Origin of the sequence: Streptomyces sp. NPDC059679 (assembly GCF_042734105.1) — a bacterium.
GTDB lineage: Bacteria > Actinomycetota > Actinomycetes > Streptomycetales > Streptomycetaceae > Streptomyces.
In genome coordinates this window covers 81408-96158 of record NZ_JBHWES010000026.1, presented here as the reverse complement: position 1 = coordinate 96158, position 14751 = coordinate 81408, and the positions used below count along the sequence as shown (strand labels likewise).

Genomic DNA, 14751 nt, shown 5'->3' with positions numbered 1-14751 from the left:
ATGACCACGACGACCACGACCACGACCACGGAGCTCTCCGAGACGACCCTCCTGCGGTTCGCCACCGCCGGTTCGGTCGACGACGGCAAGTCCACCCTCGTCGGCCGCCTGCTGCACGACTCCAAGTCGGTCCTCGCCGACCAACTGGAGGCCGTGGAGCGCGCATCGGCGAGCCGCGGCCAGGAGGGTCCGGACCTCGCGCTGCTCACCGACGGGCTGCGCGCCGAGCGCGAGCAGGGCATCACCATCGACGTGGCGTACCGCTACTTCGCCACGCCCCGGCGCCGGTTCATCCTCGCCGACACGCCCGGCCATGTGCAGTACACCCGCAACATGGTCACCGGCGCCTCCACCGCCGAGCTCACGGTGATCCTGGTCGACGCCCGCAACGGCGTCGTCGAGCAGACCCGCCGCCACGCCGCGATCGCGGCGCTGCTGCGCGTCCCGCATGTGGTCCTCGCGGTCAACAAGATGGACCTGGTCGACTACCGGGAGGCCGTCTTCGCGACCATCGCCGAGGAGTTCACGGCGTACGCCACCGAGCTCGGCATCCCCGAGGTCACCGCCATCCCGATCTCGGCGCTGGCCGGTGACAACGTGGTAGAGCCGTCCGCGACGATGGACTGGTACGGCGGCCCGACGGTCCTGGAGCACCTGGAGACCGTCCCGGTCAGCCATGACCTGGCGCACTGCCACGCACGGCTGCCCGTGCAGTACGTGATCCGTCCGCAGACCGCGGAGCACCCGGACTACCGGGGGTACGCGGGCCAGATCGCGGCCGGTTCGTTCCGCGTGGGCGAGCGGGTCATGGTGCTGCCGTCCGGCCGTACGACCACGATCTCGGGCATCGACCTGCTGGGCAAGCCGGTCGAGGTGGCCTGGACGACGCAGTCGGTGACCGTTCTGCTGACGGACGACATCGACGTCTCGCGCGGCGATCTGATCGTGCCGAGCAAGGACGCGCCGCAGGCCACCCAGGACATCGAGGCGACGGTCTGCCATGTCGCCGACCAGCCGCTGACGGTCGGCCACCGCGTGCTGCTCAAGCACGGCACCCGTACCGTGAAGGCCATCGTCAAGGACATCCCGTCCCGGCTGACCCTCGACGATCTGTCCCTGCACCCGCACCCGGAGCAGCTTGTCGCCAACGACATCGGCCGGGTGAAGATCCGTACCGCCGAGCCGCTGCCGGCCGACTCCTACGCCGACTCGCGCCGCACCGGCTCGTTCATCCTGATCGACCCGGCCGACGGCACGACCCTGACCGCGGGCATGGTGGGCGACTCGTTCGCGACCCCTGTCCCCGCCCATGACGACCGGGCCGATGACGACGGATGGGACTTCTGACCATGTCCGGTGATGTCTTCTCCACCTTCGCGAAGGAGGGCGGCCGCGTCGGCAGCGGTGCCCTGGGCAGTGGGCAGGGAGGGGTCGGCCGATGTGCCTGCTGACCTGTGCGCTCCCCGCTCCCCTGCCGTATCGCAACCGAAGACCAGCCGATTTGCCGGGCGTCCCCTGACGCTGTCCCCGGCCCTCCGAGAGGAAATCCTCCCGTGTCCGTCGACCGCACCACGCACCCTCGACCCGCCTTGAGCCGACGCACCCGCCTCTTCGCGGCAGCCGCCGCCCTCCCCCTGCTGATCGGCGTGCTGGGCGCCTGCGGCTACGGCTCGCAGAAGGACGACACGGGAAGCAAGACCGTCCCCGCCGCGGGCGGCAAGAAGATCGACGGCCTGGACAAGGTGAGGATCGGCTACTTCGCCAACCTCACCCACGCCACCGCACTGGTGGGTCTGCGCGACGGCGGGCTGATCCAGAAGGAGTTGGGCGGCACGGGGATCCAGCCGTTCGTCTTCAACGCGGGCCCGTCCGAGATCGAGGCGCTGAACGGTGGCTCCATCGACATCGGGTGGATCGGCCCCTCGCCGTCCATCAACGGCTATGTGAAGTCCCACGGCAAGAACCTCAAGATCATCTCGGGTTCCGCATCGGGCGGGGTCAAGCTCGTCGTCAACCCGAAGAAGATCAAGACGCTCGACGACATCAAGGGTAAGAAGATCGCCACCCCGCAGCTGGGCAACACCCAGGACGTGGCGTTCCTCAACTGGATCGCCGAGAAGGGCTGGGAGGTCGACGCCCAGAGCGGCAAGGGCGATGTCTCCGTGGTCCGTACGGACAACAAGGTGACCCCCGACGCGTACAAGTCCGGCTCCATCGACGGCGCCTGGGTGCCCGAGCCGACCGCCTCCAAGCTGGTCGCCGAGGGCGGCAAGGTGCTGCTGGACGAGTCCACGCTGTGGCCGGACAAGAAGTTCGTCATCACCAATGTGATCGTCCGGCAGGACTTCCTCACGAAGCACCCGGATGTCGTCGAGGCCGTACTGCGCGGCTCGGTGAAGACCAACGCGTACATCAAGGCCAACCCCGACAAGGCGAAGGCCGAGGCCAACGCCACGCTCAAGGCGGAGACCGGCAAGGCGCTCCCGGCCGAGGTGATCGACCCGGCGTGGCAGAGCATCCAGGTCACCGACGACCCGCTGGCCTCGACCCTCAACACCGAGGCGGACCACGCGGTGGCGGCCGGGCTGCTGGAGAAGCCCGACCTCAAGGGCATCTACGACCTGACCCTGCTCAACAAGGTCCTCAAGGCGGAGGGCAAGCCCACCGTCTCGGCCGCCGGTCTTGGCACCCAGTAGCCGCCCGAACGCCCGCGTACGCACGCATCGCGTACGCGGGCGCCCCGTACGCACACCCGCATCCCGTACGCACACCGCACGTACGCACCCATCAGGAGGTGACCGGATGTCCCCGGCACTGACCACCGACAAGGCCGACCGGGCGGGCGCGGCCACGGCGGCCGCGGCAGGCCCGTCGCAATCCTCCGGAGCTGTCCGGATCGACCACGTCCACAAGGCGTTCGGCCGCCCCGGCGCCGCGCAGCCCGTGCTCGACGACATCAACCTCGATGTCCGGCCGGGCGAGTTCGTCTGCATCCTGGGCGCCTCGGGCTGCGGTAAGTCGACGCTGCTCAACCTGGTCGCGGACCTGGACAGGCCGACCGCCGGGACCATCGAGGTCGCCGGCGGCCGGCCGGCCCTGATGTTCCAGGAGCACGCGCTCTTCCCGTGGCTGACCGCGGGCAAGAACATCGAGCTGGCGCTGCGGCTGCGCGGCGTACCGCGCGCCGACCGCAAGCCCAGGGCGGAGGAGCTGCTGGAGCTGGTGCGGCTGGGCGGCTCGCACGGGAAGCGGGTGCACGAGCTGTCCGGCGGTATGCGGCAGCGCGTCGCGCTCGCCCGCGCGCTGGCGCAGGACTCCAGTGTGCTGCTGATGGACGAGCCGTTCGCCGCGCTCGACGCCATCACCCGCGATGTGCTGCACGGCGAACTGACCCGCATCTGGAGCGAGACGGGCGTCTCGGTCCTGTTCGTCACGCACAACGTGCGCGAGGCGGTGCGCCTGGCCCAGCGGGTGGTGCTGCTGTCCTCGCGGCCGGGGCGGGTCGTCCGGGAGTGGGCGGTCGACATTCCGCAGCCGCGCCGGATCGAGGACGCGGCCGTCGCGGACCTGTCCATTGAGATCACCGAAGAACTGCGTGGGGAGATCCGCCGCCATGGCCGGCACTGAGATCACCGGCGAGTCGCCGAAGACGACGGCCGCCGTGGAGAAGACGGACGAGCCCGCTACGGCGGAACGGGGAAAGCGGTCCAGCCAGGACCTGGCGGGTCTCGAGGCCGGGCTCGACGCGCTGGACGCGGTGCAGATCCGGCGTACGTCCCCGGCCGAGGTGCTGGTACAGAAGGTGCTGCCGCCCGTCGTGGCCGTCGCCCTGATCCTCCTCATCTGGAAGGTGCTGGTCTGGGCGAAGGTCACCGACGACTACAAGCTCCCCGACCCCAAGCTGGTCTGGGACGCGCTGCGGGACCTGTGGCTCAAGGGCGAACTGCTCGACATCATCTGGACCAGCGTCTCGCGCGGCCTGTTCGGCTTCCTCATCGCACTGGCCATCGCCACCCCGCTGGGGCTGATCGTCGCCCGGGTGAAGTTCATCCGGGCCGGCATCGGCCCGATCCTGTCCGGGCTCCAGTCGCTGCCCTCGGTGGCGTGGGTGCCGCCCGCGGTGATCTGGCTGGGCCTCAACGACAAGATGATGTACACCGTCATCCTGCTCGGCGCGGTCCCCTCGATCGCCAACGGCCTGGTCTCCGGCATCGACCAGGTGCCCCCGCTGTTCCTCCGCGCCGGACGCACACTCGGCGCCCGGGGCCTGGTCAGCGCCCGGCACATCCTGCTGCCCGCCGCGCTGCCCGGCTATGTCGCCGGGCTCAAGCAGGGCTGGGCGTTCTCCTGGCGCTCGCTGATGGCCGCGGAGATCATCGCCAAGTCCCCCGATCTGGGGCTCGGGCTCGGCCAGTACCTGGAGAACCAGCGCAACAACTCCGACATGGCGGGGGTGCTGCTCGGCATCATCATGATCCTGTTCGTCGGAATCGCGATCGAGCTGCTGATCTTCGCCCCGATCGAGCGGCGGGTGCTGCGCAGCCGGGGCCTGCTGGCAAACGCCCGCTGACGCCCGTACCCGGCCCGCATCCCACCCTCCAAGGAATCCGGAAACGCCTCCCGTGACCTCACCCACCCCCACCCTGCTGGTCATCGCCCACGGCAGCCGCGACCCACGCCACGCGGCGACCGTCGCCGCGCTGTGCGCGCGGGCGCGGTCGCTGCGGGCGGGGCTGCGGGTGGAGGCCGCGTTCCTGGACTTCAACGCGCCGCGGGTGGGCCAGGTCCTGGACCGCCTGGCGGCGGAGGGCGCCCACGACATCGTCGCCCTCCCGCTGCTCCTCACCCGCGCCTTCCACGCGAAGGCCGACATCCCGGCGGTGCTGCGCGAGGCGGCGGCCCGCCACCTGGGCCTGCGCGTCCGGCAGGCCGAGGTCCTGGGCCCCTCGCCGCTGCTGACGCGGGCCCTGGAGCGGCGCCTGTACGAGGCCGGGCTGCGGCCCGGCGACCGACGCTCGACCGGGGTCGTCCTGGCCTCGGCGGGCTCCACCGACCCGGAGGCGATCGCGGTGATCGCAGAAATCGCGCGGGAGTGGCGGCACACCGGTTGGTGCGCCGTGCGGCCCGCGTTCGCCTCCGCGGCATTTCCCGCGGGGTTCCCCCGCACCGAGGACGCGGTGCGCGCACTGCGCGCCGAGGGCGTCCGCCGGGTGGCCGTCGCCCCGTACGTCATCGCCCCCGGCCGCCTCCCGGACCGCATCGCGCACGGCGCGCGCGATGCGGGCGCGGATGTCCTGGCGGGCGTTCTGGGCCCGGCCCCGGAGCTGGCCCGGCTGCTGCTGCGCCGCTACGACGAGGCGCGGGCCGGGGCCGGGGCCGGGGAGCTCACGGCGCTCACGGCTTGACCGCGCCGTTGATCGCCCACCTCCACGACCGCCCACCTCCACGACCGCACGCCACCACGAGCGCCGGTGCCGAGTCGGCCGATGAAATACGGCCTGCCCGACCCCGGGCTCATGAGCGCGACGGACCACGGCGGTTATTGATTCGTGTTTCCGCCATTGCCACCATTGGCGTTGCCCCCGTTGGCGTTTCCGCCATTTCCGCCGTTTCCGCCGTTCGGTTGGCCGCCGGAGCCGCCGGACTGCTGATGCTGGCAGGAGCTAGCGATGCAGAACGTCACGTTCACGGTGAAACTGTTGCCACCGTTGCCGTTGCCGTTTCCGTAGCCGTCTCCGCCATTCCCGCCCTGGCCGCTCCCGGACGTGCCGGTCCCACCCTGGCCGCCTCCCTCGGTGGCTCGCGGTGTCGGCTCGCCGGGCGATGTCTCCGCGGTCGGAGCCGCGGGCTCCAGAATCACTTGCGAGGCCGAGACCGTGGCCGTGCCCTGCTGGGAAGCATCGCAGGCGAAGGCCGGCGCGGCGGCACCCACGAGGCCGGCGGCCGCGGCGATGGCTCCTGTGAGCAGGCGGACTGAAGTGTGCGATTTCGCCTTCTGCGATTTTCGCATCGCTTCACCTCCTTGACGTGCGTACACAAAGGCACGCCCGTTCAACGTAATTCGCCTCAGCGCGGGCCGCGTCGAGCTACTAGGCCGAAGGGGTGATCAGAAAAGCTCCGCTGCGGGGCATCGCACGAGGCGCGACATGACGACTGAAGAGGGATAATCCGTGTGTTCCCGCACTCGATCGGACGGCCTCTCCCATTCCTCGGGCTTGGGCGTCAGCCGCCCCCTCCCCGCCGTTCACCACCCCTTCCGCGCACCGTCCGCCTCCCTTGCCGACCCGGCCTCCGGACACCGCTGGACTTTCCCTGCACCCAACAGGAGGGGACGTCATGCGCAACGAACGCGACACTCGTACACTCGAAGCCGACAGAGCCCGCCGCGGACCTCGTACGCGCGTCGCGCTCGCGGTGGCGTCCACCATCGTGCTGACGCTCGTCAACCCCCTGATGGTGCCCGCACCGGCACAGGCGGCCGACCCCGCGGCCACCCACTCCGTCACCGCCGCGGCCACCACCCCCGCCGAGGTCCACTGGACGACGCGGACCGTGGCCCCGGGCGTCCAGATACGCACCGGCACCATCCAGCACCCGGACGCCGAACCGGCCTGGACGGTCACCATCCACGCCCCCGCCGTCAACCGGCTGACCGGCGCCCGGACGTTCGCCCCGCTCTCCGCGCGCGCCTGGGCCGAGGACACCGCGCGGCGGCTGCGCGACGCCGGGCTCGAGCCGCGCCTGGAGCAGGTCGGCTGGCCCGCGTACGCGGACACGCCGCGCGGCACGATGGGTTGGCGGGTGCGCGTCGGTACGTACGCCACCTCGGACGAGGCGCAGCGTACGACCCCGAAGGTGACCGCGCTCGGCCTCCAGCCGGCCGTGGAGTGGACCGGCTACGACGTCGAGCAGCCGGCCGACCGGGAGAGCGTGCATGTCGCGGTCATCGACCCGGCCGCGTTCACCGGCACCGTCGAGGCCACGCACAACGGCAATGTCGCGGACCGCGAGACGACCTCCTCGGTCGCCGCGAAGACCGGCTCGCTGATCGGCGTCAACGGCGGCTTCTTCATCACCTCCGGCGCCGACGGCGTACAGGGCACGATGGCCGGAATCGGCGCCTACGACGGCGAGCTTCAGTCGATGGCCGCCGGTTCGCGCGCCGCGCTGATCCTCGCCGACGGCGGGCGGCGTGCCCGTATCGCGGATCTGACCACCACGGTCACCGCACGGTCCGGGTCGGCCACCTACGCGGTGCAGGGCATCAACCGGGTGCCCGGCAAGGTGCGCAACTGCGGCCGCCCCGGCGCCACCCCCACCGAGCTGCCCCGCCAGGACCTCACCTGCGCCAAGGCCGACGACCTGGTCAAGTTCACGGCGGCGTTCCGTGCCGACCTGCCCACCGGCCCCGGTGTCCAGGTGGTGCTCGACGCCGACCACCGCGTGGTCTCCACCGGCCGGCGCGGCGGCGAGGTCCCGTCCGGCGGCTCGGTGCTCCAGGGCGTCGGCTCCGCCGCCGACTGGCTGACCGCCCACGGCCGTCCGGGCGCGCGGATCGCCGTCCAGGAGACGGTCCGCGACACCGCCGGGCGGCGGGTCGAGCTCGGCCGCGACGACAGCATCGTCAGCGCCGCGCCCACCCTGGTGGAGGACGGCCGGATCGCCATCGACGCCGCCACCGAGGGCATGCTCGACCCCCAGGACCTCTCCTTCGGCTACGCCTGGTCCAACGGACGGCAGCCGCGCACCATGGCCGGCCTCGACGAGCGCGGACGCCTGCTCCTCGTCACCGTGGACGGGCGCCGGCCCGGCGTCAGTGAGGGCTTCACCCTGGCGGAAGGCGCGGAGTTCATGCGCTCCCTGGGCGTGGAGCGGGCGCTCAACCTGGACGGCGGCGGCTCCAGCACCATGACCGTCGCCGGCGAGCTGGTCAACGCCCCCTCGGACGCGGCGGGCGAGCGTCCGGTGGGCGACACGGTGCAGGTGCTCCCCGCAAGCTGACTTGTGGGGCTACGAGACGGCGACGCGCCGTGGCGTCGCCGTCTCAAATCCACCGCAAGCGCTGGCCATTAGACGAGCAGGTCAAGCCCCTTGTGCCCGATGCCCGGGGCGCTGAGGGCCAGCCAGCCGTAGCCGCGCATCAGTGTGTCGGGGCCGATCTCCGTGGGGTCGACGGACAGCTGCCCGCAGGCGTAGGCCGCCCTCGCCGTGCCCTCGTTGGGCTCGGCCTCGTAGTACTCCGGGTCGTAGTCCTCGTCATCGACGACCAGGTCCTCCCAGGGCAGCGGCTCGCCGATCCACTCGGGGTCGCTCTCCGCCGCGTAGCGCCGCCGGATCCGCCCCTTCTCGGCCACCACCCAGACGTCCGACCCGGCCGCCCCGTCCTGGAAGAACATCTGCGCCTCGCCGCAGTGCTCGCTCAGCCGCTCGACCGCGCCCATCCACTCGTCCCAGTCCCAGCCGACCGCCTCGGCGAGGTTGCCGAAGATCAGCCGCCAGCCGTCCAGTTCCGGTGTGATGAACACGGGGTACGCGCCCCGGCGCGACGGCATGTCCTCCACATCGGCGCCCTCCTCCAGCGTGACCGGAAACCGGTCGTGCAGCTCCAGCGCCTCGAAGACCCCCTCGTACGCCGCGCCGGGCACCGCGTACCACCATCCGCGCGGCTCCAGCCGGGACGGCTTCTCCCCACTGGCCTTGATCCGCGCGCGGCGCTCGAGCAGCGCCTTGTCGCGGGCGTCGAGGGTGTCGATCAGTCCGGTGGCGAGGAGTTCGCGGAGCCTGTCGTGTGTCATGGTCAGGGACCCTAGCCGGACGATGTGACACCACGAGCGAGGAGGGCTTGGTGAAGAGTCTGCTGCACCGATGGGGGACGACCGCGGCCGCCGTGACCGTTGCGCTGATCGGCGCTCTGCTGCTGGCAGGCCAGGTCAAGCACGTATGGGACGGCCACACCGAGTTGGCCGCGCTGCGCGCCCACGGGCTGCACGCCCGGGCCCAGGCGTCCCTGACCACCTCCTGCAGCCAGGGCCGGGGCATCAGCTGCCACACGTCATCGGTGTGGCTCGATTTCAACGACGCCGACGGCGACTCCGTCTCCGTACCGGAAGCGGCGATCGACGGCTCGCTCTACGTCCCGCACGGCCACCGCGACGCCGAGGACCGCGTGGCGACGACCGTCGTCTACGACCGGGCGGACCCCTACGACGCACAGCCCGCCGGCGCCCTCGACCAGAGCGTCCTCGACCTGGCGGCCCACCACTGGATCGCCTGGACCATCGCGCTCGCCCTCCTCGGCGGCGGCACCGCCGGCGCCATCGCCGCCTGGCCGCCCCGGCCCACGCCCCGGCGCCCCGCCTGACGACAATTGGCGTGCCCGCCACCACGTCGCCGTGATTCGCTACCCCGTATGGCAAAACTGCGACTCGACCGCGTTCTCGTCGTGGACGTCGAAGCGACCTGCTGGGACGGACCGGCCCCCGAGGGCATGCAATCCGAGATCATCGAAATCGGCCTGTGCGAACTGGATGTCGCCACCGGCGAACGCCCCGTCCGCCGCTCCCTCATGGTCCGCCCCGAGCGCTCCACAGTCAGCCCCTTCTGCACCGAGCTGACCACCATCACCCCCGAACAGGCCACCGCCGGCATCGGCTTCGCGGAAGCCTGCGAGATCCTGCGCGACGAGCACGGCGCCGGACACCGCGTATGGGCCAGTTGGGGCGAGTACGACCGCGCCCAGTTCACCCGCCAGTGCGCGGCGACGAACACCCGCTATCCGTTCGGCACCCGGCATCTCAACGTCAAGAACCTCTACTCGCTGATGCACTCCCTCGACCGCGAACTGGGCATGGCCGGCGCCCTCAGCCACGCGGGGCTCCCCCTCGAAGGCACACACCACCGGGGCGTGGACGACGCGTGGAACATCGGGGGGCTGCTGGCGGGGTTGCTGGGGCGCGGCGCGGTCCACTCCTTGTAGGCTCCGCCCTGATCACCAACGTAAGCCCGGGGGAGGAACGTTGACGGCAGCGGAGCCGCACCATATCGACCCGCTCGAAGCCGTGGAGCACCTGTTCGCGCTGTGGCTGCCGCGCCGGCGCCTGGCACTCGTCGGCGGCGAAGCCCCGGCGTCGTACGAGGAGGAGTGGACCACCGCGCCCTCCCTGGCCGAGGTGTCGGACTACGGCGCCTTCCCGTCCACGTTCGCCGGCCCCGACGGGCAGCGCCATCCGGTGGCCGTCGAGCGGTTCGACATCGAGGACCCGGACGAGACGTCTTCCGGCCCCCTGCACGCCTCGTGGGGCCTGCCGGACGAGGGTGCGGAGCAGGCGTACGCGTTCGTCAGCGAATTCCTCACCGACGCAACGGAGTCAGACCGACGAGACCGGGCGCTCGCCGGATACCTCGCCGGTTACCTGACGGCAGAGGGCACGGACTTGCTCCGCATCACGGTGGCCGCCGAGCCGGACGGCCCCGCGCTGGACGATGAGCTGCACCTGCTGGTGCGCTCCCACGACAGAACAACCCGGCTGGCCCTGGCCGACGCCAAGGCCGCCCCGGCCACCCCCGACGCAAATGACACGCCCGAGTACCGGATCGCCTGTGCCACGACCCTGCTCAGCGAATTCCTCCAGATCAACAACACCGACGCGGTCACCTTCGAGGTGACCTTCGGCACCCATGACGTCGACCTGAACGTCCCCGACCCCGACGCCGCCTTCCGCGCGGGCTGGGCCGGGGACGAAGACTGGCTGATCGCGGAGGAGGACGACGACGAAACCGACGACGTCCTGTGGGCCCTGGACGCCGCCGCCCTCAAAGCCGCGCTGACCGAGTCCGAACAGAACATGGTCGCGGCGGCCCGGGCCCAGACCCTGGTGTGGGAGTTCGACTCCACGACGCCCGAGATCCCCGGCGATGAACTGGTCTCCTGGCTCGCCCGCGATCTCCTCGAAACGATCCTCACCAAGATCACCGGGGCGCCCGGAACCCCGCCCACCCTCGCGTACGCCAAGAACCTCCCCCTCGAATCCGTCCTGTCCGGCGAGGGGGACTCCTGCCTCCTCCTGGTCGGGGCACAACGCACCGCCCTCGTCTACATCAGCGGCTAGACCTTGGCCGCGGGACGGGACGGTGCCGCCGCGGTCTCCCGGTGTCTGGTCTCCTTCGCCAGGGCCACGGTGACGACGGTGAGCGCGCTCATCGAGGCGATGAAGACGACCACCCCGGCCACGCTGTGGTCGAACCAGAGCAGCAGGCATGTGGCCAGCACGGGGGCCAGTCCGCCGGTGAGGACGGTGCCGAGGTTGTTCGCGACGCCGACGGCGCTGAACCGCACCCTGGTGTCGAAGAGTTCGGCGAAGAAGGCGGGCTGTGAGCCCAGGATCGCGGACTGGCCGACGCCGAGGGTGATCAGGAGCGCGAGCCAGATCAGCCAGGTGTTCTGCCCGTCGACGACGGCGAAGAACGGCCAGGCGGCGGCGAGCAGGACCTCCTCGACGGCGTCCGCGTCCTCGACCTCACGAACGTCCTCGCCGGGCCGTTCGCGGGATACCAGCTCGCCCTCCAGGGCGCCGACGTCCTCAAGATCGAAATGCCTGGCTCCGGCGATCTGGCACGGCAGTTGGGCGCCGACCGGGCACTGGGCGAGGAGCTGCTGGGGGCCTCGTTTCTCGCGCAGAACGCGGGCAAACGCTCCCTGACCCTCAACCTCAAGGACCCCGAGGGCCGGGCCGCGTTGCTGCGGGCGGTACGCAAGGCCGACGTCCTCGTCGAGAACTTCAGGCCCGGCGTCATGGACCGCCTGGGCGTCGGCTGGCAGGAGCTGCGCAAAGAGAATCCGAGCCTCGTCTACTGCGCGATCTCCGGGTTCGGACAGACGGGGCCGATGCGCTCACGGCCCGCCTACGACCAGATCGTGCAGGGGCTGAGCGGCATGATGAGCGTCACCGGAACCCCTGCCGTGGCCCCGCTGCGGGCCGGGTTCCCCGTGGCGGACACGCTCGGTGGCATGGCGGCGGCGTACGCGATCGCAGCGGCCCTGGTGCGGCGCGCCCGCACCGGCGAGGGAGCCCTGCTCGACGTGTCGATGCTGGAGGCGGCGCTGACGGCGATGGGCTGGGTCACCTCCAACTACCTGATCACCGGCCGCGAACCGCACCCCATGGGCAACGAGAACTTCACCGCCGCGCCGTCGGGCACCTTCGCCACGGCCGACGGGTACCTCAACATCGCCGCCAACCGGCAACAGCAGTTCGCCACCCTGTGCCGCCTCATCGACCGCGACGACCTGCTCGACGACCCGCGCTTCCGTCACCCGGCCGACCGCAAGGCGCACCGGGACGAGCTGCGGGCCGAGGTCGAGGCCGGGCTCTCGGCGCGTACGGCGAAGGAGTGGGAGGAGGTCCTCTCCGACGCCGGAGTCCCCGCGGCCCGTGTTCTGTCAGTTCCGGACGCGCTCGGCCTGGAGCAGTTGGCGTCCCGTTCCTTCGTGCACAGCCTGCCGTTCCCGGACGCCCGCGACCGGTCCCTGCGGGTGCTGGGCAGTCCGGTCAGCGTCGATGGCCACCCGGCAGGACCGTCGACCCCACCGCCGCTGCTCGGCCAGCACACGGACACGGCACTAGCCGAACTGGGCTACGACGAGCAGGAGATCGCGAAGCTGCGGGAGCGCGGCGCCGTATAGCCCCACTGCCCCACCACTCAAGGACAGGAACATGACCAGCGAACCGACCACCACCAGGCCCACCACACCCCGACCGATCGACGAAGCGAAGGTCACCGGCTGGTGGTCCACCGCCGTCAGCCGCATCCGCCCCGGCGAGATCCTTTTGCGTGGCTACCCCGTCGAGCAGCTCATCGGCCGCACAGGGTTCGCCGAGCAGATCTGGCTGATGCTGCGCGGTGAACTGCCGAACCCGGCACAGTGCCGGCTCTTGGAGGCCGCACTGGTCGCCGCCGTGGACCACGGCCCGCAGGCCCCCTCCATCGCCGCCGCACGCATGGCCGCGACCTGCGGTGTCGGCCTCAACAGCGCGGTCGCCACCGGCGCGGGCCTGCTGGGCGACACCCACGGCGGAGCCGGCCAGCAGTGCATGGAAATCCTGAACCGCATCATAGGCGGCGAGCGTCCCCGGGACGTGGTGCTGGAGTTCAGGAAACGGAAGGCCTACGTACCCGGATTCGGCCACCGCTTCCACCCACGCGACCCGCGCCGAGACCCGCTGCTGACCCTGGTACGCGAGGCCGTGGAGGCAGGCGAGGTCCCCGGCCACGCCCTGGCCGCGGGCCTCGCGCTGGAGGCGGCCCTGGCCGAGGGCCGCACCAAGCCGGTCCCCATGAACATCGACGGCGCAACCGCCATCATCTACGCCGAGCTGGGCTTCCCCGCCGAACTCGGCCGCGGCCTTTTCGTCCTCTCGCGCAGCGTCGGCATCCTGGCGCACGCCTGGGAGGAGTACGAGGGCGGCGCCCGCATCAAGGGCCCCCTGCCGACGCCGCTGCTCGCCGGATACCACGGCGCACCGCCGCGCGACCTGGAGCGCTGAGGACACCGGCATGGGCTGGAAGTCTCGGTGAGTGTCCGAACTGCGTGCCATCCTGAGGTCCGGGAACACGAGGAGGCGGTGATGGCAGTCATGAGCGTCGCCAAGATGCGAGTCGACGATCACGAAGGCACTTGGACAGTCGAGGATGTCCTCGCGCTCCCGGAGCACCCGGCACGCGCCCGCTATGAGCTCGTGGACGGTGTCCTCATGATGTCCCCCGCGCCCGGCTGGGAACACCAGATCGTGTCCTCAGCACTGCACCGTCAGATCCACACCGCCTTGGCCCAATCTGCCGCGCCGTTCCTATCCGCTGGCGCGGTGATGGTGACCGGCGAATCCAGACTGTTCATCCCCGACATCGCCGTCGTCGACCGCGCTGCCGTCCAGCGCGGGACACTGGCCGTACCGCTCGAAGCGGTCCTGCTGCTCGTAGAGATCGTGTCGCCGTGCAACCGGTCCACCGACCGCATCCTCAAGCCCGCGCTCTACGCCCAGGCGAAGGTGCCGGCCTACTGGCGCGTCGAGCTTGAGCCCGACGTGCGGATCGTGGTGCACGAGCTGTCCGTCGACGCATACCGCGAGGTGGCCACGGTCACGGGGAAGAAGTCCGTCCAGGTCACCGGAGAGTTCAGCGTCGAGTTGGACGTCCCCGGACTGCTCGGCGACCTGGCGGGCTGAGCGCCTGGACGCTAACTCCGCTGAATCCGAGCGCCGTTGACCATCAGCGCCACGTCTAGGTTGTCGCGCGTGGCGTTGGAGTACGGGCAGACCTCGCGGGCCGTCCTGACCAGTTAAGTAGCATCAACTCGCCACCCTCGACCGCCTGTCGGAGGGGCGCCTGATCGCGGGCATGGGCGGAGGAGTTGGGACCGGCGATCCTGGAACTGGCCCAGTGGGGCCTGAAGTGGGCGATGGGCGAGCGGCGCGAGACAGAGACCTTCCATCCGGGCTGGGCGGTCCTCGGCCTACGGGCCTGCTTCAACGCCGAGGCCGCCGCCGGGCTCCGCGCGGTGCCCGAATTCCGCGTCGACGACGAGGTCTTCCACGCCCGGATCGACAGCGAGGCGCTGCACAGCCTGAAGGACCTCTTCCCCCTGCCGCCCCCGCGCACCCGGAAGGCTTGGCGGCGATCCGGGTGACGGCGATCCGGTCGGCGGTCTTGGCCGACCGCCATGGTTATGGCGCGTCTTGACCCTTGCCGACTGAA

16 protein-coding genes are annotated in these 14751 nt (G+C 71.1%); 13 read left to right on the top strand and 3 right to left on the bottom strand.

The window, feature by feature from the left end; translation table 11 throughout:
- The 5 genes from ACFV2X_RS26545 (at position 1) to ACFV2X_RS26525 (ending at position 5405) form a co-directional block, all read left to right on the top strand.
- Entirely contained in the window at positions 1–1347 is a 1347-nt protein-coding gene (locus tag ACFV2X_RS26545) for a sulfate adenylyltransferase subunit 1 (protein ID WP_385620834.1), read from the top strand.
- 206 nt (positions 1348–1553) lie between these two features.
- A complete protein-coding gene (locus ACFV2X_RS26540) occupies positions 1554–2696 on the top strand; it encodes an aliphatic sulfonate ABC transporter substrate-binding protein (protein ID WP_385620831.1) in 1143 nt (380 codons plus the stop codon).
- Positions 2697–2802: 106 nt separating this feature from the next.
- Complete coding sequence (locus ACFV2X_RS26535; protein ID WP_385620828.1) at positions 2803–3627, top strand: ABC transporter ATP-binding protein; 825 nt, start codon at positions 2803–2805, stop codon at positions 3625–3627.
- On the top strand, positions 3614–4570 hold the full coding sequence (locus tag ACFV2X_RS26530; protein WP_385620825.1) for an ABC transporter permease: 957 nt from the start codon (positions 3614–3616) through the stop codon (positions 4568–4570). Before ACFV2X_RS26535 ends, ACFV2X_RS26530 begins: the two co-directional genes overlap by 14 nt.
- Positions 4571–4622: 52 nt before the next feature.
- Complete coding sequence (locus ACFV2X_RS26525) at positions 4623–5405, top strand: sirohydrochlorin chelatase (RefSeq protein ID WP_385620822.1); 783 nt, start codon at positions 4623–4625, stop codon at positions 5403–5405.
- Between the two features lie 134 nt (positions 5406–5539).
- Here the strand turns inward: ACFV2X_RS26525 and ACFV2X_RS26520 are convergent, their stop codons facing one another.
- Entirely contained in the window at positions 5540–6010 is a 471-nt protein-coding gene (locus ACFV2X_RS26520; RefSeq protein WP_385620820.1) for a hypothetical protein, read from the bottom strand.
- Between the two features lie 326 nt (positions 6011–6336).
- On the opposite strand from ACFV2X_RS26520, the gene ACFV2X_RS26515 reads away from it, so the two are divergent.
- Positions 6337–8001, top strand: a complete 1665-nt coding sequence (locus ACFV2X_RS26515; RefSeq protein ID WP_385620818.1) for a phosphodiester glycosidase family protein — start codon at positions 6337–6339, stop codon at positions 7999–8001.
- Between the two features lie 68 nt (positions 8002–8069).
- Here the strand turns inward: ACFV2X_RS26515 and ACFV2X_RS26510 are convergent, their stop codons facing one another.
- Positions 8070–8795: a hypothetical protein gene (locus tag ACFV2X_RS26510; RefSeq protein WP_385620815.1), complete on the bottom strand. Its 726-nt coding sequence runs from the start codon at positions 8793–8795 to the stop codon at positions 8070–8072.
- Between the two features lie 50 nt (positions 8796–8845).
- Here ACFV2X_RS26510 and ACFV2X_RS26505 point away from each other — a divergent pair, with 50 nt between their 5' ends.
- The 3 genes from ACFV2X_RS26505 to ACFV2X_RS26495 are packed head-to-tail and all read left to right on the top strand — an operon-like array spanning position 8846 to position 11108.
- Complete coding sequence (locus ACFV2X_RS26505) at positions 8846–9361, top strand: hypothetical protein (protein ID WP_385620813.1); 516 nt, start codon at positions 8846–8848, stop codon at positions 9359–9361.
- Positions 9362–9409: 48 nt separating this feature from the next.
- The gene (locus ACFV2X_RS26500) at positions 9410–9976 is read left to right on the top strand and encodes an exonuclease domain-containing protein (protein WP_385620811.1); all 567 of its coding nucleotides are present in this window, start codon (positions 9410–9412) and stop codon (positions 9974–9976) included.
- A gap of 40 nt (positions 9977–10016) precedes the next feature.
- The gene (locus ACFV2X_RS26495) at positions 10017–11108 is read left to right on the top strand and encodes a hypothetical protein (protein ID WP_385620809.1); all 1092 of its coding nucleotides are present in this window, start codon (positions 10017–10019) and stop codon (positions 11106–11108) included.
- Here the strand turns inward: ACFV2X_RS26495 and ACFV2X_RS26490 are convergent.
- Positions 11105–11335, bottom strand: a complete 231-nt coding sequence (locus ACFV2X_RS26490; RefSeq protein WP_385620806.1) for a hypothetical protein — start codon at positions 11333–11335, stop codon at positions 11105–11107. The genes ACFV2X_RS26495 and ACFV2X_RS26490 overlap by 4 nt on opposite strands.
- A gap of 105 nt (positions 11336–11440) precedes the next feature.
- Between ACFV2X_RS26490 and ACFV2X_RS26485 the strand changes: the two genes are divergently transcribed.
- From ACFV2X_RS26485 to ACFV2X_RS26470, 4 genes are all read left to right on the top strand, one after another.
- Complete coding sequence (locus ACFV2X_RS26485) at positions 11441–12682, top strand: CaiB/BaiF CoA transferase family protein (RefSeq protein WP_385620938.1); 1242 nt, start codon at positions 11441–11443, stop codon at positions 12680–12682.
- 31 nt (positions 12683–12713) lie between these two features.
- Positions 12714–13544, top strand: coding sequence for a citryl-CoA lyase (locus ACFV2X_RS26480; protein WP_385620803.1), 831 nt, complete (start codon positions 12714–12716; stop codon positions 13542–13544).
- 81 nt (positions 13545–13625) lie between these two features.
- A complete protein-coding gene (locus tag ACFV2X_RS26475) occupies positions 13626–14222 on the top strand; it encodes a Uma2 family endonuclease (RefSeq protein ID WP_385620801.1) in 597 nt (198 codons plus the stop codon).
- A gap of 185 nt (positions 14223–14407) precedes the next feature.
- Positions 14408–14683 (top strand): hypothetical protein, encoded by a 276-nt coding sequence (locus ACFV2X_RS26470; protein ID WP_385620798.1) that lies wholly within the window; start codon positions 14408–14410, stop codon positions 14681–14683.
- Positions 14684–14751 lie beyond the last annotated feature (68 nt).

What these genes read in the sequence shown, in the direction of transcription:
- ACFV2X_RS26545 (WP_385620834.1), top strand. Translation starts at nt 1, where the DNA reads ATGACCACGACGACCACGACCACGACCACGGAGCTCTCCGAGACGACC.
- ACFV2X_RS26510 (WP_385620815.1), bottom strand. Translation starts at nt 8,795, where the DNA reads ATGACACACGACAGGCTCCGCGAACTCCTCGCCACCGGACTGATCGAC.
- ACFV2X_RS26520 (WP_385620820.1), bottom strand. Translation starts at nt 6,010, where the DNA reads ATGCGAAAATCGCAGAAGGCGAAATCGCACACTTCAGTCCGCCTGCTC.
- ACFV2X_RS26530 (WP_385620825.1), top strand. Translation starts at nt 3,614, where the DNA reads ATGGCCGGCACTGAGATCACCGGCGAGTCGCCGAAGACGACGGCCGCC.
- ACFV2X_RS26500 (WP_385620811.1), top strand. Translation starts at nt 9,410, where the DNA reads ATGGCAAAACTGCGACTCGACCGCGTTCTCGTCGTGGACGTCGAAGCG.
- ACFV2X_RS26480 (WP_385620803.1), top strand. Translation starts at nt 12,714, where the DNA reads ATGACCAGCGAACCGACCACCACCAGGCCCACCACACCCCGACCGATC.
- ACFV2X_RS26475 (WP_385620801.1), top strand. Translation starts at nt 13,626, where the DNA reads ATGGCAGTCATGAGCGTCGCCAAGATGCGAGTCGACGATCACGAAGGC.
- ACFV2X_RS26515 (WP_385620818.1), top strand. Translation starts at nt 6,337, where the DNA reads ATGCGCAACGAACGCGACACTCGTACACTCGAAGCCGACAGAGCCCGC.
- ACFV2X_RS26535 (WP_385620828.1), top strand. Translation starts at nt 2,803, where the DNA reads ATGTCCCCGGCACTGACCACCGACAAGGCCGACCGGGCGGGCGCGGCC.